We start from the raw sequence: 21,202 nt of genomic DNA, 5'->3' as shown, positions 1-21,202 counted from the left end.
CGTAATTTTTTGCACAGATCCTCATTTCGCCCCTTTATCAAGCAGGGCTGTTTCATTCCATCTCAAACAGGATTTGTCAAGATGGTTAGCAATAAAAATCATAAGTATGGGTGGCGACGAAATAGACTTTTAAGCACATTAACTAATAGCTAATCGCTCCTTGAGTATATCTACAACTATTAATAATTAACCCGTGGAATTTGATGAAAAATCTATTAACATTTTCACATCCAATTTTGATGTCTGGCTTGTTAGGGCTATATGGTTACACGGCATATTTAGGGATGCGATCGCGTCGTATCCAAAAACCTGGTGATGAACCAAAGAATCGAGGTAAGTCTGCGATATCTCACCATAAAATAGGTTCTGTATGGCTAGCACTGATGGTCTTTGGCGCGATTTTGGGCTTAACTGTCACCTACATCAATAATAGAAAATTGTTGATTTCTCCTCATCTATGGGTTGGATTGGGCATAATTTTGTTGATTAGCATTGGGGCGGCACTTGTTCCCTTTATGCAACAACGTGACTCCCAATGGGCACGGCAGACTCATGTCATTGTCAATATGCTAGTTTTATTGTTGTTTGCTTTTGAAGTACTATCAGGTGTGGCGATCGTTCAGCAAATCTTGAGTTTTAAGGGCTAGAATTTTTACAGAGTCAAAAAGAATACTGTCGAGTGTCAAATTATTTGTCCACTTGTTAAATTAATGACATCAAGAATGTAAAACTCAGCAATCTACTAACTTCAGATGTTTTGAAATAAATCTTCTGATAAAAGTTATCTAATTTATGGATGAGCAGTCATTTACGTTTGAGCAATTGAGACAAGTAAGTGGGCAAGAGTAAATCAAACTATGTTACGTAATATAAAAATAATTTAATTAGCTCGTAGTAAGGGCTTCAGCCCTTACTACAAACCTTTAATTATTCACGCCCACTTACTTAGCGTGAACGTATGACTAGTACAACAAGGCAAAAGTAAAAAGAAAGAACGCTGATTTTGTAAGATATCTAGCGATTTTAAATGGGTGGGTTATTTACGCCGTGTTGTACTATTAATTATTTTTGGTACTAAAGACAATGATTTGGCAAGTGGACAAATAATTTGGCATTCGACATTTCAACCAAAAAATAGAACAGTTTTATTTAGAGGATAACAATAGCGTGACTCGAAATCACAATCGCCCGTTCGTTAAATTCGTTTTATTTTTAACGTGTCTTGCTTTTCTGGCTATTCCTTTATGTCAGATATTGATGGTCTTTAATTATAGCCCCTTATCAAACACGAATTCTACTAGCGACAGAAACTTTCTTGTCGCTGATCTAAAATCACTATCGCGAGATCAAATACAATTTTATGAAGAGCTTTTGAAAAAGTACAAAAATTATGACGATGTTTTGGAAGAGATGACGAAATTCCTAAGCAATTCGCCACACCCAGAAACGGCCATTAAATTTTTGCAAGGTATCTTCAAGAGTGCCAAGGAAGCCAATAAAACTTTGCTGAAAAGTGAAAGAGTGGATGCAACTGCTGTGTTGATACGACTTGCAATAGTTCAGGCTTCCCAGAAGAATTATACACAAGCAATTTCTAAATTAAGACAAGAAATTGACGAAGATCCAAAGGATTTTCGTCTTTGTTTGTACGTCGGGATATTTTTGAGGCAACAGGGCAAATTCACAGAAGCAAAACCTTGGTTTGATAAAGCTAAGGCTTTAGCACCTGCTAAGTATCAAAAAAAAATCAAAAAAGAAGAAACTAAACTATACTCCAATACGGTTCAGTTAAGGCTGAAAGTATGATTGGTAATGCGAAATGTAAGAGTTTCAACTCCTATTCTAGTGCATCAGTGCTTTGGCTTCTTAGAACAAAATTTTGATACAGATTTTTAATGCATACTTGCCTTGTCAAGTTTTATCCCTCACGACAAGCTAGCGTTAAGAAGTAAAAAGTAAAAAGATAATCCCCATAAATAAATTCAGGGGATTTAATACAGCACTTCCTGCTGCTATGAGGTACAGATACTTGGGATGCTATTAGTAGTCTGTCAAACTAGTAATGAAAAGTTTGTAGTAAGCACTTTAGTGCTTAGAAAATAAGGACTGAAGTCCTTACTACGAACTTTCTTACCCGACTATTAGCACAGAGCAACGATAATTCGATCAATTAGTGTATCTCATAACTTCGGGAAGTGCTGTAATGACGTATTGTTTCTTGGACTACGTGTCTCGAAACAAATGTTTTTATTTCGTTCCATAAATAAATTTAGCGAAAAGTTCTGTAGGCGGGTTTCCCGCCGTAGGAAACTTTTCAAGACAGGGGCTTCAGACCATTTTTCTTTCTCTTTCTTTTGCCTTTTTACTTTTTACTTTTGCCTTGTTCGGTGAACTACCGTAATTACACTACCTCATATATCCATCTCTGACCCCCGATATAGACTATATCGGGGGTCAAACATTATGACAACATCGAGGACAAAACTTAACCCCTCTAACCTGAGATACTTCCTCACTCTTGATTACAGCATCTAGATACTCTTGGGGTACACCAAGCGCTAGAGCTAAACCTTGAAGCGTCCTGCGATTAATTTTGACTGTCAGTCCTCGCTCGATTTTCCCGACAGAGCGTCCATGTATCCCAGCAGCATCCGCCAACTCCAATGGCTGTTAAATTGAGTTTCTTCAACTACAAGATTTAGAAAAAAAGTTTTGAGTTTTCCCAAACAAAAAATCTTTCCCAAGCTCTCTATCGCAGATTCTACAAGGCTTTTAAGTGAATTTGACCATATTTGTATGTTAATGCATCAAAGTTATAACATCAACTTGTACATGAGTTGAGCGTTTTATGTTCTTTTGGATTAGACACACTCACATTTTCTGTACTCAACCCCTAGCGGCTGCTATATGTTTAGCCGTAAATCCGTTTTCAATGCGTAAGTGCTAAAGCCAATTTAGTTTTGAAGTTTTGTAGTAAGCAAAGCATTTTAGTGCATACAAATTTTAGTGCATACAACAATTAGCACTAAAGTCCTTACTTTGACGAAGCATCCAGTTTGGGTATCAAAATGCCAACTATTTAAGGAGATAAAACAGTTATGATGGAAAGATTTTTTGCAAAAATTTTGTATGTTGTAGTTAAGTTTCGGATTTTCTTCTTAGCTTTACTATCAACTGTTATATTCATTAGCGCTAATTTACTTTCAGTAAACACGACTTATGCTCAAGACGTACCTTCCAAACCTTACAATCTATATAGTATCCCTAGCGACAAATGTTTATTGACTAGTAATACATCTTTGGGTGATTGTATTGATAATTTTGGTGTAACTATTCCTAGTGCAGCATGGGTTTTTACACAAATTACAAGAAAGGACATTAGCATTGGCTTTGACCCAGATGAAGGGACTAGCGATGAGACTGCCTTTTATGCAATATCAGATCCTAATCGTCAGATATGTCTCCAAGCGAATAATAATTTCACTGTCTCTATGGGTGGTTGTTTGGATAATGTTGCCGGATCTAAACGTGAAGACCTTGAACACCAAGCTTGGTTTCTCAGAGAAAAAGTAGATGTTAAAGAGAATCGACTAAGGGTTTATAAAAACGTTGCCTTGGGTAAAGGTAAATGTTTAGACTTAAATAATGCAAATCAAGCTACGATGTCAGATTGCCACATCATTAGTAATACTGACAACGAAGCGTGGTATGTGAGACCAGTAAATCCAATCAATTCCGTAATTCCGTAGTCCAAAAACTTTTCGGTTCCTCTATATCAATCAGAACTAGTCATGCGGCGACTCCAAAAATTTGAGCAACAAATTTTACAAGAGATGCGATATCTCCTTTTTTCACTCCCTTAACAAGACGTGAGTTAGAGGCTGTTTGAAAAGTCCGGGAAGGTATAATTTAGCCCTTCTGATGGGCTTAACTTCAACGATAAATCAAGGTTCTAGCCCTATACTGAGATGCTTTACTGTGCTAACTGTTAGGTCAAACGACCCTTTTCAAACAACCTCTTAGACAGCTCATGTAGTAACCGCCTAATTAGCGTAAGTTGTGAAACCTCTCCCTGGCTTTACTACGCAAAATCTTCCCTCTCCGACTCGGAGAGGGAAAGACTTGAACTTTAGTGTAGTTTCAGTAGACCGAAAAGTTCTGCGATGGCTACGCCCGCAGAAGGCATCGCTTTGTAATGAATACCTATTTCAGTGCAAGTCTGCTAGAAATCTGTGCTTTAAATACTTGCACTGAATGAGCAATTGAGATAGCGTGAATGTATGACTATATAACTATATAATATAATTATTTTTGCTACTTTTTTGCTACTCTACTTTTTTGCTACTAAAGACAATGATTTGGCAAGTGGACAAATAATTTGGCATTCGACAGATTTTTACCTACGGAATTTCAGAACGCTCAAAACTTTTTTTCTAAATCTTGTGGTTCTTGATGGTGATATTTGGATGAACAAGCGACACGCTAGCTACAAGGATGGGATAGAAATTTCTAAAAAATTGATCGAGGCTTTATTCACTGTTACTGAAAAATGCAAATACGAAGAGCTAGAGAACTATTTTAAAGCTTTTTGGGTTGATAAAACTCCTGATGAGGGTCATTATAAGTTATGGGTAAGGTATGCGACGTTAAAAATACTTGCCAAACTAGTGGTAAAAAATGATTCAGATAAAGAAAATACTGAGGCAATTCGGAATGCAATCCTTTGTCTGTCGAACCTAGATATCCTAGAAGACAAACGTGAAACAACTCATCCCAAAAATAAAACAAGCAGTCCTTATTGGCATTTCGTTTTGAAGTTTCGCTACAACAGTGACAAAAAAGAAGAAAACATTGAATGGTTGTTTGGCTCCGATAAAGAAGATGGAGAATGGAAGAAGCGCCAAGCACAAGCTAAAAAATCGAAGGCTGGTAAAATTTATGAGTCTACTGTAGATGAGGTGGAAGAGAAGAATACCGAACCGGAACCGATAAAGTTAAATCCCCCCTATAACCTTTTATTTGGACTGTCTGTTAACTTTGTAGGACGAGAAAATGAGCTTGTGACATTGCATAAAGAGTTTCAAAAGCCAGGTTCAATAAGAAGAATATCTGCTATATCGGGGATGGGAGGTGTAGGCAAAACGGAATTAGCAACACAGTATGCACGAAGATATGAAGTAGATTATTCGGGAGGTATCTGTTGGTTAAATGCGAGAGGATCAAATTTAGCAGCAGAAATTGTGAAGTATGCTACTGAGAATATGAATTTGTCAGTACCGCAGCAAGATTCTCAGGGAAATCAACGAAGTCTTACTGAACAGGTAGCTTACTGCTGGAGAAACTGGCAACCACAGCAAGGAGAAGTGTTGGTAGTCATAGATGATTTGACAGAATTAGCAGATTGTCTAGAATTATTGCCAGAATCTAATCGTTTTCGTGTATTAATAACAACACGAGTAAGAGGAATAGACATCAACATTCAAGAAATATGTTTAGATGTGCTGTCAGAAGAAGAGGCTTTGCAATTGTTAGAAGCCTTATTGAAACCGGAAGGCAACTGGGAATTAGAAAAAGCTAAAGAGTTATGTGAATGGTTAGGTTATTTACCTTTAGGTATAGAGTTAGTCGGACGGTATTTAAAGGCAAAACCTTTGTGGGATATAGCTAGGATGCTAAAGGAGCTAAAAGCACAGCTATTGGAAAATGAAGCTATCAACCCCCAGGAACAAAAATTGCAAAAAACAAGTTTAAGTACAGCACATCGAGGTGTAAAAGCTGCATTTGAATTAAGTTGGCGGGAATTTGATGAGAAAACACAAAGTGTTGCTGAATTATTAAGCTTATTCGCACCAAAAAATATTGGGTGGGGATGGGTAAAAGATATAAGTAATTTATTAAAATGGGTTGTAATTGATGTTGAAAGTGCTAATGAACAATTATATAAGTTCCATTTTATTCAAAAAGTAGTTGAATTTGATAAAAATTATAAAAAGAGTGAATATTATACAATTCATACTTTAATTCGAGAATTTTTGAAAATCAAGCTAGAAGCCTCAGAAGAAGTAAAAGAGTTGAAACAGTGCTTTGTAGATATTTTTGTAGTAATTGCTAAAAAAATTTCTTATTCACGAACTCAAGAGGACATTAAAGGAGTAAAAGATGCAATACCACATTTAGAAGAAGTAGCAAAAAATCTTGTTGATGTACTCAGTGATGAAAATTTAATTTACCCTTTTATTAGCTTAGGTATGTTTTCTGAGCAACAGGGTTTGTACAAACTAGCAGAACCTTGGTATAAGGAATGTGTATTAAAAGTAGAATTACGTTTAGGAAAAGAACATCCCGATTTCGCTACCAGTCTAAATAACTTAGCTAATATTTACAGATACCAAGGGGACTATTCTAATGCTAAATCATTGTATGAGGAAGCATTAGCGCTAAGAAAAAAACTGTTTGGAGAGGAGCATCCTCATATCGCAACCAGTTACAACAACTTGGCTCTACTCTACAAAAATCAAGGGCAGTACAAAGAAGCAGAAACACTCTACGTCAAAGTTTTAGCCATAACCAAAAGGTTGCTGGGAGAGAAGCATCCTCATACCGCAATCAATTGCAACAACTTGGCAGCACTCTACTTTGCTCAAGGGCGGTACAAAGAAGCAGAAACACTCTACGTCAAAGTTTTAGCCATAACCAAAAGTTTGTTTGGAGAGAAGCATCCTCATATCGCAACCTGTTACAACAACTTGGCTCTACTCTACAAAAATCAAGGGCGGTACAAAGAAGCAGAAACACTCTACGTCAAAGCCTTAGCCCTAAGCAAAAGTTTGTTTGGAGAGGAGCATCCTGATGTCGCAACCAGTTACAACAACTTGGCAGTACTCTACTTTGCTCAAGGGCAGTACTCAGATGCCGAACCGTTGTTGCTCAAAGCATTAAAATTAAGGCAAAAGTTGCTAGGAGAAGAGCATCCTGATGTCGCAAGCAGTTACAGCAACTTGGCTCTACTCTACTTTGCTCAAGGGCGGCACTCAGATGCCGAACCGTTGTTGCTCAAAGCATTAAAATTAAGGCAAAAGTTGCTAGGAGAAAAACATCCTGATGTCGCAAGCAGTTACAACAATTTGGCTCTATTCCGCCAAGCTCAAAGAAGGTATACCGAAGCAGAATCCCTGTTGCTTGAAGCCTTGAGAATTGTTGAGCGAACATTAAAAGAAACTGATCCCAAAACAATTACTGTTCGTAAAAATCTGGAATTACTGCAAAATGAAATTTCACAAAAACAACCTAACTTGAAACTTTGGGAAGGCTGGATAATTTGAGTCCGAAGAGCGTTCGGTACGAGAGCATCCACTTTTGGCAGATCAACTTTTTTAGACTAACCATACAGTAGGCTTTTTGACACCGAAGAATTATGTTTCTTCCAAAAATGGATGCTCCCGATCGCAGCTATTCGCAAATCTTTCTATAGTTTTTTTTTCTGGATTGAACCCTCAGCCTTTTAATCTTCATCTACTACGTTACGTTTTGCTCTGAGATTATTAGCAATTTCAGCAAAATCTATTGAGTCGTGACTCAATTTTTTTCCATTCTCCCTGATTTAGGATGAGAAGTTTTCGCTGGTGATGAATTATTTTGCAAAATTGCAATTTCTCTCTGTGCATCTTGATAACTATCTTTTTCGCCTTGCTGTTGGAACAGTTTGGCAGCTTTTTTGAAATCTGCGATCGCACCCTGTTTATTTTTCTGCTTGGTGCGAATCACACCCCGGTTATAATAAGCTAAGGCGTTGTTAGCATTAATTGCGATCGCTTGTGAATAATCCTGATTGGCAGATTTTTTATTTCCTAGTTCGAGATAGGCGTTACCACGGTTGTTGTAAGCTACTATATTATTAGGATCTAGTTTCAGAGCTTCGGTATAGTCTTCAATAGCACCCTTATAATCTCCGAAGGAAAAGCGATGTATACCTCTGTGGATATAAGCGGCAATAAATTTAGGATCGATTTGTAAAATAGTATTGTAATCTTCAGTAGCTTCGACTTTATTTCCTAGATCGCTATAAACATCACCTCGATTAAGATATGCTTCTATATATTTGGGATTAATGTTAATTGCGTCTGTGTAATCTTTAATGGCTGCATCTTTTTGTTTATTAATAGATTGAGTTAAAGCCCTTTGATAATAAGCTTTAGCATCACTAGGATTAATCTTAATTACTTTATCAAAATCTTCGATTGCTTCAAGTCTTTGTCTGAGGCGACGGCGGAGAATCCCTCGCTGTAAGTAGGCTTCAGTATACTGGGGTTTAAGAGCGATCGCTTTGCTAAAATCTCCCATCGCCCCTTTATTATCCTTCAGTTGAACGCGGGTTAACCCCCGTCCATAGTAAGCATAAGCATCCTCAGAATTTAACTTAATCGCTTGGGTATAGTCTGCGATCGCTTCTTTATATTTGCCTAATCCCGAAAAAGCAAACCCTCGGTCAAAATAGGCATTAGCATCTTGAGGATTAAGTAAAATGGCTTGACTCGCATCTGCTTCTGCTTGCTCGTAGTCTCCTAATCGATAATAAGCATCGCCTCGCCTATTATAAGCCAAAGCATTTTTTGGATCTAATTCAAGAACGTGATTGAAATCTTCAACTGCTCCTTCATAGTTTCCTGCCTCATATTTATTTACTCCTTCTTGATATAATTGTTTTTGAGCATTACTTACAGGTTTTGGCGAATGCAAAAACCACACTCCTACCCCAAGTGTGGTTAAGCCAATTATCCCGGCCAAAACTATTAATAATTTTTTATCGTGCTGTTTTGGCTGAACTTCAAAATTTGTTAACTTTTTCAGATCGTCTAAAACTTCAGTTGCATACTGGTAACGCTTACGGTAGTCAAAACGCACCATTCTATTAATAATTTTTGCTAATTTACTGTTAACTTTTATATTTTTGTTCCGCCAAACTATTTCACCTATCAGCCGATTTTTCTGATTTCGCAAATTAGATATTTCGTTTGCAGGTAAACCTAGAAGTGCTGCGATCGCAACTATACCTAAAGCATATAGATCGCTGTTATACTTAACGTTACCGTTAACTTGTTCTATAGGCATATATTCGAGATTATCAATGGTATTAGTGATGGCTTCATTCAAAGTGCCAAAATTAACCAAAACTAACTTTTTATCTGATTCCCGACGAATAATATTTGCTGGTTTAATGTCCCGATGAATTACGCCATAGCTATGTACAATCACCAAAATTTCTAATATCTCTGATAAAAAATTAATTACTTGGTCTTCCCTCAGAGGTTGTCCCTGGATAATTTCGTCAGTTAAAGGATTCCCAGGGATAAATTCTTGAACTATATAAAATTCTTCGTTTTCTTCAAAGTAAGCAATTAGCTTCTGAATTCGATCGTGTTCCTGCCCTAGTTTTTCTAAAGTTGCTGCTTTACTGGCAAACAAGCGGTGTAGGCTGGTTAGAGTTTGAGGATTGCTACTAGGATTACGTAACTGTTTTACTATAAATTGGCTCTCCGGAAAATTAGCATCCTCCACTAGATAGGTTTCTGGCACTTCCCCATCATTCAGAACTTTTAGTATTCGGTAACGTCCATCTCGTAAATGAATAGGCATCAATTAATATAGATATATAAATCTTTTGATTATAGCTTACGTGTTATTACTGGCAACTAGTTTTTTTTGTAAAAAAACATTTATTCAAAAAAAGTCAATTCCCTTCTGGTAGATAAAAATACTAATTATTAGCTAATGCCATATATTGCTAGTAATATTTTTCTTTTTTAAGAGAATTTGGCAGACTTAATCCGCCTACATATTGCCAGGCTTAAGTAAAATTTTTCAGTTAAACGAGGCTCAGGAAAAGAGGTGAACATATATGGAAGCATATTTTGATCGGGGCTATTCAGCAATCTCACCCATGACACCTAATCCTCAAATAAGGTAAAAAAATAACAGTTTAAATTATCTAAAACCCCAGATAAAAATTGAAAATAAACGTATTTGGGCGAAAAAAAACCTTGGTAGCTACTGCGAAGCGTCAATTGCTCAAGGCGCTCAATTATCGCGATATTGCTGCTATTAATAGCTTGATTGAAGATTGGCAAAGGATTTTGGGAGTAGAAAAGTTAACTGATTTGATTATTAATGAGGTAATGATCGAATGCGACTCTGACAGTCACAGTTGGTTTTGTCAGATTTTTCTTGGACAAGCTCAATACGAACAGATGGAGGAAAAAGCTCAAAGTAACGTCTTTCAAATTTTAGTGAGTAATTATTTGGAACCGGGCAAAGATTTTAGCTCTGGGCCCGATCGCAGCATTATTATAAGCGATCGCGCCAAACAAGTCTTACTTAGCCAAGTGCCACAGGAGCATCAGGCAGCATTTGAGTCACAGTTAGAGTCTTCGCCAGTTTTAGATCCAGTTACCACCATTGAACAGCTGTTAGGGTGTGCATTTTTTACCAATTTAACCGAGATTGCCATCCAACAAATGGAGTTACTGAGTAATTCTCAAGCAGCCGCCTATCTAGGAGTGCTGTTGGCTGGATTAGTATCGCGTCATCCTCAACTTCAGGATGTTGACTTTCCTACAAGATTTATTGCCAATGCTCTGCAAGAACTATCGCAAGAACGAGCAATGGCAATTTTGAACGATCCAGAAACAAATCCCCAGTTCGATGAAATTATTATTTTTGGGCATTTATTAGCAGCAATGGGAGATAAAGAATATCACCGGATTGCTGAGGAAGAAGGCGGCATCAGCCTCAATCAACTCAAAAAACTTGATTTAGTTTGGTGTGGTGAACGTCGGCTTTCAGAAATGGTTGCCATGATGGAAAAATGGCATCAAAATAATTGTAATGGGCTACGCCCCGCGACGCTAACGTAATCACGTTAGCGCAGCATTAGCAAGTCAGCGATTGTCATATCATGTCCGCTTGATTGCTTATTAGATGCGAAGAACCCCACCCCGCCAAAGCTATGCTTTGTCTCCCCTCCCCGCTTGCGGGGAGGGGTTCTTTTCTTATGGGTAATTTAGCGGACATGATATCATTAGTAATTACAAATTATTAAAATTCAGTTCTACGCTGGCACAACAACTTTCTCACTACCAGCTAGTCCAAAAGCGGCATGAATGACTTGCAAAGCTTTAACACCTTCCTCTTGTGCTACTACACAACTAATTTTAATTTCTGAGGTGGCAATCATTTGAATATTAATTTGGTGTTGGGCTAGCGCTTCAAACATTTTTGCAGCAACACCTGGTTGTCCTATCATACCCGCACCGACAATACTCACCTTAGCGATCGCACTATCTAAAACAACTTCACCCCATCCTAACTCTGCTGCTACTTGAGTAAGCATTTCTTTGGCACTTTCCCCGTCTATCCGCGAGACTGTAAAGGCAATATCTCGCCGGGGAACACCATCAATCACCCGACAGCGCTGAGATTGAATAATCATGTCAACGCTGATATTATGCTGTGCTAATAATCCAAACAGCTTCGCCGCCATCCCTGGCCGATCTGGTAATTGGCGAATAGCAAGACGCGCTTGATTCAAATCTAAAGCAACGCCACGAACGGGCGGACAATTGGGCAGGGGGGCGGAGGGGCGGAGGGGCAGAGGGGAATCTATACATGCACTCTCCCCTGCTCCCCTGCTCCCCTGCTCCCCTGCCTCAATTTCAAAGGCGGCGCGGAGTGCGGTGACGGCGCGATCGCATTCTGCGGCATTGACTACGCAACTTACTTTCACTTCGCTAGTGGAAATCATCTGAATATTCACGCCAGCTTCGGCTAGGGTGGCAAACATCTTTGCAGCTACACCAGGACGGCCAATCATTCCTGCGCCTGCGATGCTGACTTTGGCAATGTTATGTTCTAGCATTACCTCGGCTTCGTCAGATTTGGGGTTAGATGGATTTCTCAGTGCTGGGGCGATCGCTGCGGCTACGGCTTCTGCCCGTTTTAAGATTGGTGTGGTGACAGTAAAGGCAATGTCATTGCTGTTACCTTCATGAATTGACTGAATAATCAAATCTACGTCTACTTTTTGCCGAGAAATTTCGCCGAATAACCTTGCTGCTACGCCTGGTTTGTCAGGTACGCGCAACAAAGCCACCTTCGCTTGGTTAGTGTCAAATTCTACAGCATCTACCGGACGGGCAATTTCAAGATTGATTAGCGATCGCCCTTGGGGTTGGGCTGATGTTACCCAAGTACCGGGAGCATCTGTCCAGCTAGACCTAACTACAAGGGGAACACCATAGTTACGAGCGATTTCCACAGCGCGGGGATGCAACACTTTTGCACCCAAGCTAGCTAGTTCCAACATTTCATTGCAGGTGATAGCATCCATCAATTGGGCTTCGGCAACTAAGCGCGGGTCTGTAGTTAAAATCCCTGGAACGTCTGTATAGATTTCACAAAAGCTTGCTCCTAATGCGGCTGCGATCGCCACTGCCGAAGTGTCAGAACCACCGCGCCCCAAAGTTGTAATTTCCATTTCCCCGGCGTTGGATGTACCTTGGAACCCTGCTACAACAACAACTTTACCTGCATTTATGTGGCGAGTTAGGCGAGTAGTTTCAATATGCAAAATTCGAGCGCGGCTGTGTTCAGCTTCGGTAACAATTCCTACCTGAGCGCCAGTCATGGAAATTGCTGGTTGTCCGAGTTCCTGCAAAGCCATGCTGAGTAAGGCGATGGTTACTTGTTCGCCAGTAGAAAGCAGCATATCCATTTCCCGGCGGTTAGGATTGGGAGAAATTTCATTAGCGAGTTTGACGAGTCCATCGGTGGTTTTGCCCATAGCCGAAACCACTACTACCAGAGAGTTTCCAGCTTGGACAGTTTTATAAACACGTCGTGCAACAGCTTGAATGCGTTCCACCGAACCGACAGATGTACCACCGTATTTCTGAACTATGAGCGCCATAACTTTTATGCAATCAATTGTGTCTGTTTTGCTCAATGCCTCCGCCGGGTTATAGCGTTTCTTAATCATACGAGTTACATCATAGCCCCCTCCTCGCTTGCGGGGAGGGGGTTGGGGGTGGGGTTCTTGTATCTCACCAGACTGGGAAACGCTATAGGAAGCGTTGAAGATATTAATAGATATTTAGTTTACTAAAAATTGTGTAGCATACCCAATCATCAGTTGATTATTCAAAAACTACATCTTCGTAAAGTGCTGCCATTGTTTCCTCAAAATCCACGCTGTTGAGTCGAAATGATTGATGTTCTGCTGTGTAGGATTGCAAAACCCACATTCCTTGATCGTTGCGTCGAAAACACTCGACTCGCTGACGTTTGGTATTAATTAATATATACTCTTGCAGACTTTCCAGTGTTTGATAATCAGCGAATTTGTCGCCCCGGTCAAAGGCTTCTGTAGAATTAGATAAAACTTCGACAATTAAACAGGGAAATCTTTTATAACCTGGCGTTTCTCGATCTCGTTCGTCGCAAGTAACCATCACATCGGGATAATAAAAGCGATTTAGAGATTCAATTCTGGCTTTCATGTCAGCGATGTAAACACGACAACCAGAACCGCGGACATGATTACGGAGGAGAGCGGCAAGGTTAAGAGCGATGGTAACATGTGCTTCAAGCGCTCCAGCCATTGCGTAGATGTAACCGTCTATATATTCATGCTTGATATTGCTCTGTTCCTCCATTTGGAGGTACTCTTGGGCGGTGAGGTAGTTTTGTTGGGGTGAGGCTATCATGTTGAAACTTCTAAGTTAAAGTGATGCTGATTTCTAGGGTAGCGTTTGCGATCGCTTGTAGATTTCGGCGTTGCTGAATCACGGGATGAGTTTGTTTAATGCGGAATAGTTTTTCAATGCTTTCAACTGCCAATTTATCGCGCAAATAACTTGATCATCTCTGTACGTTGTTTTTGGTTTAAAATTCCTTGGCTTCCTTTTTGTTAAGGCTAATGAGCATTTTTTCAAAAACCCTCAACACTGGCTCCTCTCCATTGTCTCTAGTGAAAATAGTATAATTTGGGTGAGAATTGATTTCAATTAACCAATATTGGTTATCCCGATCTAAGACGATATCTAAACCACCATAATCAATGTCTAATTCTTCAAAAACTGGTCTAGCAAAATTAGCAATCTCAGACAATATTTGTGGATCGTTGATATACTTTGCTTTTGCACCATCCCAATGGAGAGGGCTGAGGTTGCCTACAAAAGTTGCATTAGTTACATCTTTTTCATAGAGTAGAACTAATTCTTTATTTAAAAAAACGGCTCGATACTCAGATTTTATGTGAATAAACTCTTGAGCGATCGCAACGTAATCATACTTTTTATTATTAATATTAAAAATCTCTTTTAAAGCAGTTTCAACTTCATCTGTATTCTGACATAAAAAAACGTTATGTCCACTTGAGCCAGAATTACGTTTAACAATTACAGGCGTTTCAAATTTTTTTTTGATTTCTAATATAATATCTTCAAAACTAGGAAATTTTAAGTAAATCTTATATTGCAAGTCACAAAAAGGGGAAAGAAAGCCTACTGTCCGAGGAAGTTTAACTTTTTTCTTTAAAATATGATAGGTATATTCCTTGTCTTTGATAATTTGTGCTACTGCTTGATTGATTATTGGAGTACTATAATTACAAAAGTAATGTTGTTTATTATTCAGTTTTATTCTTACTAAGTTTTCAGCCGGATGAATAATCTCATAGCTGATATTTAAATTTTCACAAGCCTTGAGCAATAGCGAAAGGTTATCTAACATAAATACTTGAAGTTAAACGTCACAATTAAGTGTTGATATAAATTATCGCAGAACACATACTTTACTTGAATGGATGGATATAGCATTTACTAATCACATGAGGTACATCATAGTCCCCTCCTCGCTTGCGGGGAGGGGGTTGGGGGTGGGGTTCTTGTACCTCACTCAACTGAGAACCGCTATATCAATTCAACACTTTTTATAATGTGCTTACGAATTACGAATTATTTGAACTTGTTGTTTGGCGTTTAAAAATTACCATTTCAGTACCGACAACTGGGTTACGCGCTATCAGCTTATCTTGAGAGTCGATAATTTCTAAATGGGTAAAATCAAGTTCTTGAGAGCGTTGTAATATCTCCGCAGCTAGTTTGTCCTGCTGAGATTCTTTGAGAGTGTACCAATCGTCACTAATTTTAATAGTCAAATTACTCGTGCGAAAGTTCGCTTGAATTGACTTTATCAGACCAGAGGCAATGCGATCGCTAGTTTCAGCTACCTGATTCTCAATAGCCGCAATCAAGGCTTGTTCTGGTGTCAATTCTATGACTGGTGTCGGTGTTGGCGTGCGAATTGGTTCTATTTCCGGTTTGATTTCCGGTTCTGGCGGCGGCGTAATTTCCTCTGGTGGCTGTGGCGGCGGCGGTTCTGGTACGACTGACTGCGGTGGAGTTGCGATCGTTGGTGTTGGTGTAGGAACCTCTTCAACCGGTGGAACTGTGGCTACTTCAGTAGGTTTACCAGTTAAGACAATCGCAGTTGTCCAAACAAAAATTACAGTAATTGCAGTAACAATTCCCGTTAAAGCTATATCTGATAACTTTGTTGACAAATTTGATGGTAAAAACAAGCGGATTGTCCTTAAAAGTCCACCCCATCGCAACTGAAACTGCTGCAAAAAACTGAGTGTTTCCTCAGTACCCGGTGGAGGTGCTGTCTCCAGTTTCTCCACCGTTGTTTCTAAAACCCCAATCGTCCCTTGGAGAAGTTGGATAATTTTAGCCTTCCAAAATGGCTGAACTCTCTGGTAAGGTTTTTGGGGAGGTTGATTTACCTGCTCATCCGTCGGTTTTGACTGATTGTCTTGTGACATGGAACTTTCACCAAAAGCAGCGAATCAAAGACAAACAACGTACATTATTACTGGTGCTGCCTTCTTCTGCCTTAATGTATCACTTCATTGCTCATTGTTTCCGTTAAACTAACTATTTATTAAATTTGGTGACTTATGAACCTGAAACGCCGTCAATTTATATTTTTAAGTAGCCTCAGCGCCATTGGTACAGGATTTTTAGCCTGGATGTTAGCTCATCAAAATCATCAAAGTGCTGATATTAGCGATTCAACAACAGCTATAGCCGCAAACCCAGCCAAAAAAGACTTATCATTACGTTTTGTGTCTGTAGCAGATACGGGAACTGGCGCTAAAGGACAGTATGCCGTGGCTGGAGCGATGAATGCGTATCATCAGAAAAATCCTTATGATTTAGTCGTTTTAGCTGGAGATAACATTTACAATAACGGCGAGATTGAAAAAATTGGCGAAGTTTTTGAGCGTCCTTATCAACCTTTGCTCAAGCTTGGTGTGAAATTCCAGGCTTGTTTAGGCAATCACGATATTCGTACTGCCAACGGTGAGCCACAAATCAAGTATGCTGGCTTTAATATGAAGGGACGTTACTATACATTTAAACGTAATTCAGTACAGTTTTTTGCTTTAGATACTAACGGTAATGCTGATTGGAAAAACCAGCTAAGTTGGTTAGAAAAAGAATTAAGTCTTAGCAATGTTCCTTGGAAAGTGGTGTTTGGCCATCATCCAATTTATTCATCGGGTCAGTATGGGAGTAATCCAGATTTTATTAAAACTTTCACTCCTCTATTTAAAAAATACGGCGTTCAACTTTACATCAATGGTCACGAACACAATTATGAACGCACTCGTGCTATTGATGGTACGACTTACTTAATTTGTGGCGCAGGTGCTGGTAATCGTCCTGTAGGGCGTTCTGATTGGACAGAGTATTCTACCAGTGATTTAAGTTTTGCTTCTTATGAGGTGTATAAAGATAGAATAGAAATAAGTGCGATCGCTACTAATAATCGCGTTTTTGATAAAGGGATTATTCAATTAAAATCAGCGTAAGTATGATGAAAGTCAAGCGTTTTAAAATGCAATCCTTTCGCCGAATCAGTGATTTGACGCTTGATTTTCATGGGGAGCATCCACTTTTGGAAGAAACATAATTATTTGATGACAAAAACCCTAATATATGGTTGGTCTAAAAAAGGCGATCTGCTAAAAGTGTATGCTCCCTTTTCATGAAGCTTAACCAACTGTAATTATTGGTATCAGCGTCGAACTACTATACCACATCAGCCCTCCTTTTCCATACTCTTTTTTTTGCGAAACTATTAATATTTTATGACAAATCTTAAAAATACTCAAAATAGTCAAACTACTGTTATTAGTTTATTCTCAGGGTGTGGAGGTATTGATTTAGGATTTCAAAGACAAGGATTGTCAATTCTTTGGGCAATTGATAATGACTTAGACTGCGTAGAGACATATAAAAAAAATATAGGCAATCATATTATTAATAGATCAATTTGTGATGTTCATTCAAGAGAAATTCCTGATGCCGATATAATTGTTGGTGGATTCCCATGCCAAGGCTTTTCAGTAGCCAATAAATTTCGTTCGAAAGATGATGTAAGAAATGAACTTTATCATGAAATGTTAAGGGTAATACAAGATAAAAAGCCTAAATGGTTTATGGCCGAGAATGTAAAAGGTATTTTAAGTCTAGACGACGGGCTTGTTTTTCAAAAGATTTTAGAAGAATTACAAGAAGTTGGTTATTATGTAACCTATGAACTGGTTAATATGGCTGATCATGGAGTTCCACAAATTAGAAAACGAGTTATTATTTTAGGTACAAGAAACGACCTCCCTACAGAAGCTAGAGTCAAGCATCCATTGCCAGACTATTCTGAAAAAGATAAAAATATCAAAAAATGGATTACGATTAATTCAGCATTGGAAAAATTAGAAAAATTGAAACCAACTACGAATTTAGTAGGCTCACAGTATAAAGTTTCATATAGAAACTACACGGGACATAGACAAACCAATGGTGATAAACCATGTCCGACAATTATCGCTAGAGGGAATGGCAAGGGTGGAGTATGTGCAATTCCACACCCTAACGGAATACGGCGATTAAATGTTAGAGAATCAGCATTTATTCAAACTTTTCCATCCGATTTTGAATTTACAGGAAGTATAACCTCAATGTATCGCCAAATTGGTAATGCCGTACCTGTATTATATTCAGAAAAAATAGCACAAGAATTTATAGAAGCCAATGATAGATTAAAAACTTTTATAGAAAAACAAGATAGAGAAACTAAAAAAATCAATATTGTTTCTTTATTCTCTGGCGCAGGAGGAATGGACTTAGGATTTAAAAAAGTTGGGTTTGATATTGTATGGGCAATTGACAACTTTGAAGATGCTGTGCAAACATACCGAAAAAATATAGGTAATCATATAATTAATAGTAATATTGAAGACTACAACCTAAACGAGATTCCTGATTGTGATGTTCTTATAGGTGGATTCCCATGTCAGGGTTTTTCAATAGCCAATATGAAACGTAGCATTCATGATAATAGGAATATTCTATATGAATATCTTGTAAAAGTAATACAAATTAAAAAGCCTAAAATTTTTATTGCTGAAAATGTCAAAGGTATTCTTAGCCTTGATGAAGGGAAAGTTTTTAAGAATATATTAGAAGATTTTAATAAATGCGGATATAAGTGCAAATATGCTATTTTAAATGCCGCGGGCTATGGAGTTCCACAAACTAGAGAAAGAGTTATTATTTTAGGACAGAGAGAAGATATAACAATAGAAATCGACTTTCCTCCACAACCTAGTGATTTTAAATCGTATATATCTGTGGGACAGGCACTTTCAAATTTTCCTGATCCTGACAAGAAACACAATTTGAAAAATCATGTATATTCCAAATTTAAACTAAAGTTTAATGGGTATATATCAAATAGACGTATTAATCCTGACTTACCATGCCCAACAATTACAGCTAGAGGCGATCATAAAGGGGGAGCAATGGTAATGCATCACCCTTCAAATAAACGTAGGTTAACGTGCAGGGAAATGGCTTATATACAAGGCTTTCCTCTCGACTTTGAATTTATTGGCTCAATGACATCTGTTTACCGCCAAATTGCGAACGCACTACCCTGCCCTGTTGCAGAAGCAGTTGCATCTTCGGTTTACAAAGCACTGACTAATAATTGTCTGAATTGCTAGTGTGGTTTTGGAGAAGCAGTATTATTTCGTTTATTACTTGAGTAATCGATTTTTTGTGAGCAATAGCATACCTCTCAATATCCTCAACTATTTTTTTCTGCTGAAATTTTTCTGGGTATGCCCAAGGGCTATTCTCCCAATCGTAGGTTGGAGAAACCTTCTTGGTAAATTCCCTCTTTCTTTGGTTACAATAAATACATAAGGTCATTAGCTTTTCTTTATAATTTTCACCTGTTAAATTTTCTGGCTGAACAATTGCTGGAATTCTATGATCGGGAGACAAAAATTTAATGTTTTCATATTTTGTATGACATAATCTACAGGTGTTGTTATGAAGACTGAATAATTCAAGTTTCCATGAATGCTTGATAGTTGATCGAGAAACTTGTAAACTAAGGTTTTGTTGAACACTAGTTAATCTATATTTTTCCTGTCTTCTTTCACGCTTAGTTATTAAAGTTGGGTTGTCACCCTCTCTTGTCCATCCTTGGTTTCTAAAATAATCAATTATCTTACTAGGATCTCCATATAATCGAGAAATTGTTGTATCGTTATTGCCAATAGTAAGTTTGCTTATATTGTGAGGCTGGTATTTTTTTTCAATGGAAACTTCAAGCTCATCTCTAGTATGAAATTCGGTGTCATATAGAATACATAATCCACAAATTTCCCGTCCACGAGATTTGAACAAGTATTCATTCCAATGAGATTTATTTCCTATTTGAAACTGATAATATTTATCTGTTTTTATTTCTACAGGGACGGTAATATTTTTAATTGCTGTATTTAAAGTTTCTGCCAATTCTTCAAAATTAAAATCGCTAGAGACTTGTATTACACCTTTAAAATTTGTATCAGATAATCTTTCCCATTCTATGGTTGATGGCCATCCTTTTATTTCAACATCGAGACGTTTTTGTTTTCGCCAAATTGAATTTTCATCAGGCTTAAAGGAATGAAGTAAACAAGAAAATAAATTCAAAGTTTCAAAAATATTAGCCTCTCCCTTCTTGGCAAAATCTAGATTTAAAATATTTCCATCATTTATTGTTAAAGTAAAGCAAAAGCCTGTATGTTTTAAATTTTTCATTAAAAATTAAGCAAACCTTAAACAAATCAACCTAACTCAGGGAACTGTCTTGAGAATCTGTTTGTTGAAATAAGATTTCAACTTTACAGTTTAAAATTTGTGCTAGTTTTTCTAACCCGTCGATAGTAGGAGCATTAATACCACGCTCTATCAAACTTATAAACTCAACTGAATAGCCTGATAGTTCAGCCAAGTTTTCCTGAGTTAATCCTTTTTGCTTACGAATGGTAGCAATTTGCTGACCAAGTTTTTTTTAGCACTTTTACATAGACAAACTTTGTCTCTGACAGTACATTGAGACAGCAAATAGCACAACGTAGTTTAACTACGGGTTAAGGCTATAATTGTTGGCAAAACCTAACCCAATACTGCTCGGTTAAGGAAATAAAGTAGGCTAAAACCCTTGAAATAGCGTTGTCTATAATCCCAAAAAGAGGCTTAACCGAGCAGTATTGAAACCTAACCTAACTGGTATAAAAATAGCGAAGACATATTTTACTGCACCGCAAAGCTTAAAAACTCTGCTGTGAAGGAGTTACAGAAAAAATGCTTTTATCACAAAAAAACGGCATTGAGCCGAGATAGCGATCTAATTGGCAAAATATTAATTAACATAAGATTAGCTTAATTTTCAACACGAAATTCTATGATTCTTGAGGCAGTGATGCTTCTTGTTAAACCTGGTCTGCAATCCGATTTTGAAGCTGCTTTCAAAAAAGCTTCTAAAATTATTTCTTCAATGGATGGATATTTATCCCATGAATTGCATAGATGTATAGAAGTCCAAAATAAATATTTATTACTTGTCAGATGGGAAACTTTAGAATCTCATACTGTAGAATTTAGAAGTTCTACTGAGTATCAAGAGTGGAAAAAACTTCTGCATCATTTTTATGAGCCATTTCCCACTGTTGAACACTTTGAAGAAATTGAAATATGAAAAACAAGATCCCCAACTTTTCAAAAAAAGTTGGGAATCTATGGCT

Annotated in this window: 17 protein-coding genes; 8 read left to right on the top strand and 9 right to left on the bottom strand. The window is 37.9% G+C overall.

All coding sequences use genetic code 11. From position 1 onward, the window contains the following. Window positions 1-203 precede the first annotated feature (203 nt). Together V7K55_RS24300 and V7K55_RS24295 are read left to right on the top strand one after the other, a co-directional pair. On the top strand, window positions 204-647 hold the full coding sequence (locus V7K55_RS24300) for a DUF4079 domain-containing protein (protein ID WP_334835343.1): 444 nt from the start codon (window positions 204-206) through the stop codon (window positions 645-647). A 724-nt stretch (window positions 648-1,371) separates the two neighbouring features. Then, a complete protein-coding gene (locus tag V7K55_RS24295; RefSeq protein WP_334835341.1) occupies window positions 1,372-1,806 on the top strand; it encodes a tetratricopeptide repeat protein in 435 nt (144 codons plus the stop codon). A 648-nt stretch (window positions 1,807-2,454) separates the two neighbouring features. Here V7K55_RS24295 and V7K55_RS24290 read toward each other — a convergent pair. After that, window positions 2,455-2,664 (bottom strand): helix-turn-helix domain-containing protein, encoded by a 210-nt coding sequence (locus V7K55_RS24290; RefSeq protein ID WP_334835340.1) that lies wholly within the window; start codon window positions 2,662-2,664, stop codon window positions 2,455-2,457. A gap of 434 nt (window positions 2,665-3,098) precedes the next feature. On the opposite strand from V7K55_RS24290, the gene V7K55_RS24285 reads away from it, so the two are divergent. Together V7K55_RS24285 and V7K55_RS24280 are read left to right on the top strand one after the other, a co-directional pair. After that, entirely contained in the window at window positions 3,099-3,749 is a 651-nt protein-coding gene (locus V7K55_RS24285) for a hypothetical protein (protein WP_334835338.1), read from the top strand. Window positions 3,750-4,466: 717 nt separating this feature from the next. Next, window positions 4,467-7,322, top strand: coding sequence for a tetratricopeptide repeat protein (locus tag V7K55_RS24280; protein ID WP_334835336.1), 2,856 nt, complete (start codon window positions 4,467-4,469; stop codon window positions 7,320-7,322). Window positions 7,323-7,575: 253 nt separating this feature from the next. Here the strand turns inward: V7K55_RS24280 and V7K55_RS24275 are convergent, their stop codons facing one another. Continuing rightward, window positions 7,576-9,633 carry a tetratricopeptide repeat protein gene (locus tag V7K55_RS24275; protein ID WP_334835334.1) on the bottom strand — a complete coding sequence of 686 codons (2,058 nt, stop codon included), beginning with the start codon at window positions 9,631-9,633 and terminating at the stop codon, window positions 7,576-7,578. Window positions 9,634-10,004: 371 nt separating this feature from the next. Between V7K55_RS24275 and V7K55_RS24270 the strand changes: the two genes are divergently transcribed. Next, on the top strand, window positions 10,005-10,910 hold the full coding sequence (locus V7K55_RS24270) for a hypothetical protein (protein WP_334835332.1): 906 nt from the start codon (window positions 10,005-10,007) through the stop codon (window positions 10,908-10,910). 194 nt (window positions 10,911-11,104) lie between these two features. Here the strand turns inward: V7K55_RS24270 and V7K55_RS24265 are convergent, their stop codons facing one another. The 5 genes from V7K55_RS24265 to V7K55_RS24245 all read right to left on the bottom strand — a co-directional run bounded on the left by V7K55_RS24265 (window position 11,105) and on the right by V7K55_RS24245 (window position 15,877). After that, window positions 11,105-12,961: an aspartate kinase gene (locus V7K55_RS24265; protein WP_334835426.1), complete on the bottom strand. Its 1,857-nt coding sequence runs from the start codon at window positions 12,959-12,961 to the stop codon at window positions 11,105-11,107. A gap of 226 nt (window positions 12,962-13,187) precedes the next feature. Next, window positions 13,188-13,757 (bottom strand): Uma2 family endonuclease, encoded by a 570-nt coding sequence (locus tag V7K55_RS24260; protein ID WP_334835330.1) that lies wholly within the window; start codon window positions 13,755-13,757, stop codon window positions 13,188-13,190. Between the two features lie 10 nt (window positions 13,758-13,767). Next, window positions 13,768-13,902: a hypothetical protein gene (locus tag V7K55_RS24255; RefSeq protein WP_334835328.1), complete on the bottom strand. Its 135-nt coding sequence runs from the start codon at window positions 13,900-13,902 to the stop codon at window positions 13,768-13,770. A 33-nt stretch (window positions 13,903-13,935) separates the two neighbouring features. After that, complete coding sequence (locus V7K55_RS24250; RefSeq protein ID WP_334835325.1) at window positions 13,936-14,784, bottom strand: ATP-grasp domain-containing protein; 849 nt, start codon at window positions 14,782-14,784, stop codon at window positions 13,936-13,938. A 217-nt stretch (window positions 14,785-15,001) separates the two neighbouring features. Then, complete coding sequence (locus V7K55_RS24245; protein WP_334835323.1) at window positions 15,002-15,877, bottom strand: hypothetical protein; 876 nt, start codon at window positions 15,875-15,877, stop codon at window positions 15,002-15,004. Window positions 15,878-16,012: 135 nt separating this feature from the next. Here V7K55_RS24245 and V7K55_RS24240 point away from each other — a divergent pair, with 135 nt between their 5' ends. After that, window positions 16,013-16,930 carry a metallophosphoesterase family protein gene (locus V7K55_RS24240; protein WP_334835321.1) on the top strand — a complete coding sequence of 306 codons (918 nt, stop codon included), beginning with the start codon at window positions 16,013-16,015 and terminating at the stop codon, window positions 16,928-16,930. Between the two features lie 279 nt (window positions 16,931-17,209). Beyond that, window positions 17,210-19,126: a DNA cytosine methyltransferase gene (locus tag V7K55_RS24235; RefSeq protein WP_334835319.1), complete on the top strand. Its 1,917-nt coding sequence runs from the start codon at window positions 17,210-17,212 to the stop codon at window positions 19,124-19,126. Here V7K55_RS24235 and V7K55_RS24230 read toward each other — a convergent pair. Both V7K55_RS24230 and V7K55_RS27600 read right to left on the bottom strand, forming a co-directional pair. Then, window positions 19,104-20,216 carry a hypothetical protein gene (locus V7K55_RS24230; protein ID WP_334835316.1) on the bottom strand — a complete coding sequence of 371 codons (1,113 nt, stop codon included), beginning with the start codon at window positions 20,214-20,216 and terminating at the stop codon, window positions 19,104-19,106. The genes V7K55_RS24235 and V7K55_RS24230 overlap by 23 nt on opposite strands. 31 nt (window positions 20,217-20,247) lie before the next feature. Beyond that, the gene (locus V7K55_RS27600) at window positions 20,248-20,451 is read right to left on the bottom strand and encodes a helix-turn-helix domain-containing protein (protein WP_442949112.1); all 204 of its coding nucleotides are present in this window, start codon (window positions 20,449-20,451) and stop codon (window positions 20,248-20,250) included. 411 nt (window positions 20,452-20,862) lie between these two features. On the opposite strand from V7K55_RS27600, the gene V7K55_RS24225 reads away from it, so the two are divergent. Then, the gene (locus V7K55_RS24225) at window positions 20,863-21,156 is read left to right on the top strand and encodes an antibiotic biosynthesis monooxygenase family protein (protein WP_334835314.1); all 294 of its coding nucleotides are present in this window, start codon (window positions 20,863-20,865) and stop codon (window positions 21,154-21,156) included. The last annotated feature ends 46 nt before the right edge of the window (window positions 21,157-21,202 follow it).

It is taken from the genome of Nostoc sp., assembly GCF_036919895.1.
Classification (GTDB): domain Bacteria; phylum Cyanobacteriota; class Cyanobacteriia; order Cyanobacteriales; family Nostocaceae; genus Nostoc.
Note: the sequence above shows the minus strand (reverse complement) of the source record. Positions and strands in the feature narration are given on the sequence as shown.

Bases quoted from the DNA above. Each gene is read 5' to 3' on its own strand.
- V7K55_RS24265 (WP_334835426.1), bottom strand. From the start codon at position 12,961: ATGGCGCTCATAGTTCAGAAATACGGTGGTACATCTGTCGGTTCGGTG.
- V7K55_RS24260 (WP_334835330.1), bottom strand. From the start codon at position 13,757: ATGATAGCCTCACCCCAACAAAACTACCTCACCGCCCAAGAGTACCTC.
- V7K55_RS24250 (WP_334835325.1), bottom strand. From the start codon at position 14,784: ATGTTAGATAACCTTTCGCTATTGCTCAAGGCTTGTGAAAATTTAAAT.
- V7K55_RS24235 (WP_334835319.1), top strand. From the start codon at position 17,210: ATGACAAATCTTAAAAATACTCAAAATAGTCAAACTACTGTTATTAGT.
- V7K55_RS24245 (WP_334835323.1), bottom strand. From the start codon at position 15,877: ATGTCACAAGACAATCAGTCAAAACCGACGGATGAGCAGGTAAATCAA.
- V7K55_RS24285 (WP_334835338.1), top strand. From the start codon at position 3,099: ATGATGGAAAGATTTTTTGCAAAAATTTTGTATGTTGTAGTTAAGTTT.
- V7K55_RS24240 (WP_334835321.1), top strand. From the start codon at position 16,013: ATGAACCTGAAACGCCGTCAATTTATATTTTTAAGTAGCCTCAGCGCC.
- V7K55_RS24275 (WP_334835334.1), bottom strand. From the start codon at position 9,633: ATGCCTATTCATTTACGAGATGGACGTTACCGAATACTAAAAGTTCTG.
- V7K55_RS24300 (WP_334835343.1), top strand. From the start codon at position 204: ATGAAAAATCTATTAACATTTTCACATCCAATTTTGATGTCTGGCTTG.
- V7K55_RS24280 (WP_334835336.1), top strand. From the start codon at position 4,467: ATGAACAAGCGACACGCTAGCTACAAGGATGGGATAGAAATTTCTAAA.
- V7K55_RS24230 (WP_334835316.1), bottom strand. From the start codon at position 20,216: ATGAAAAATTTAAAACATACAGGCTTTTGCTTTACTTTAACAATAAAT.
- V7K55_RS24225 (WP_334835314.1), top strand. From the start codon at position 20,863: ATGATTCTTGAGGCAGTGATGCTTCTTGTTAAACCTGGTCTGCAATCC.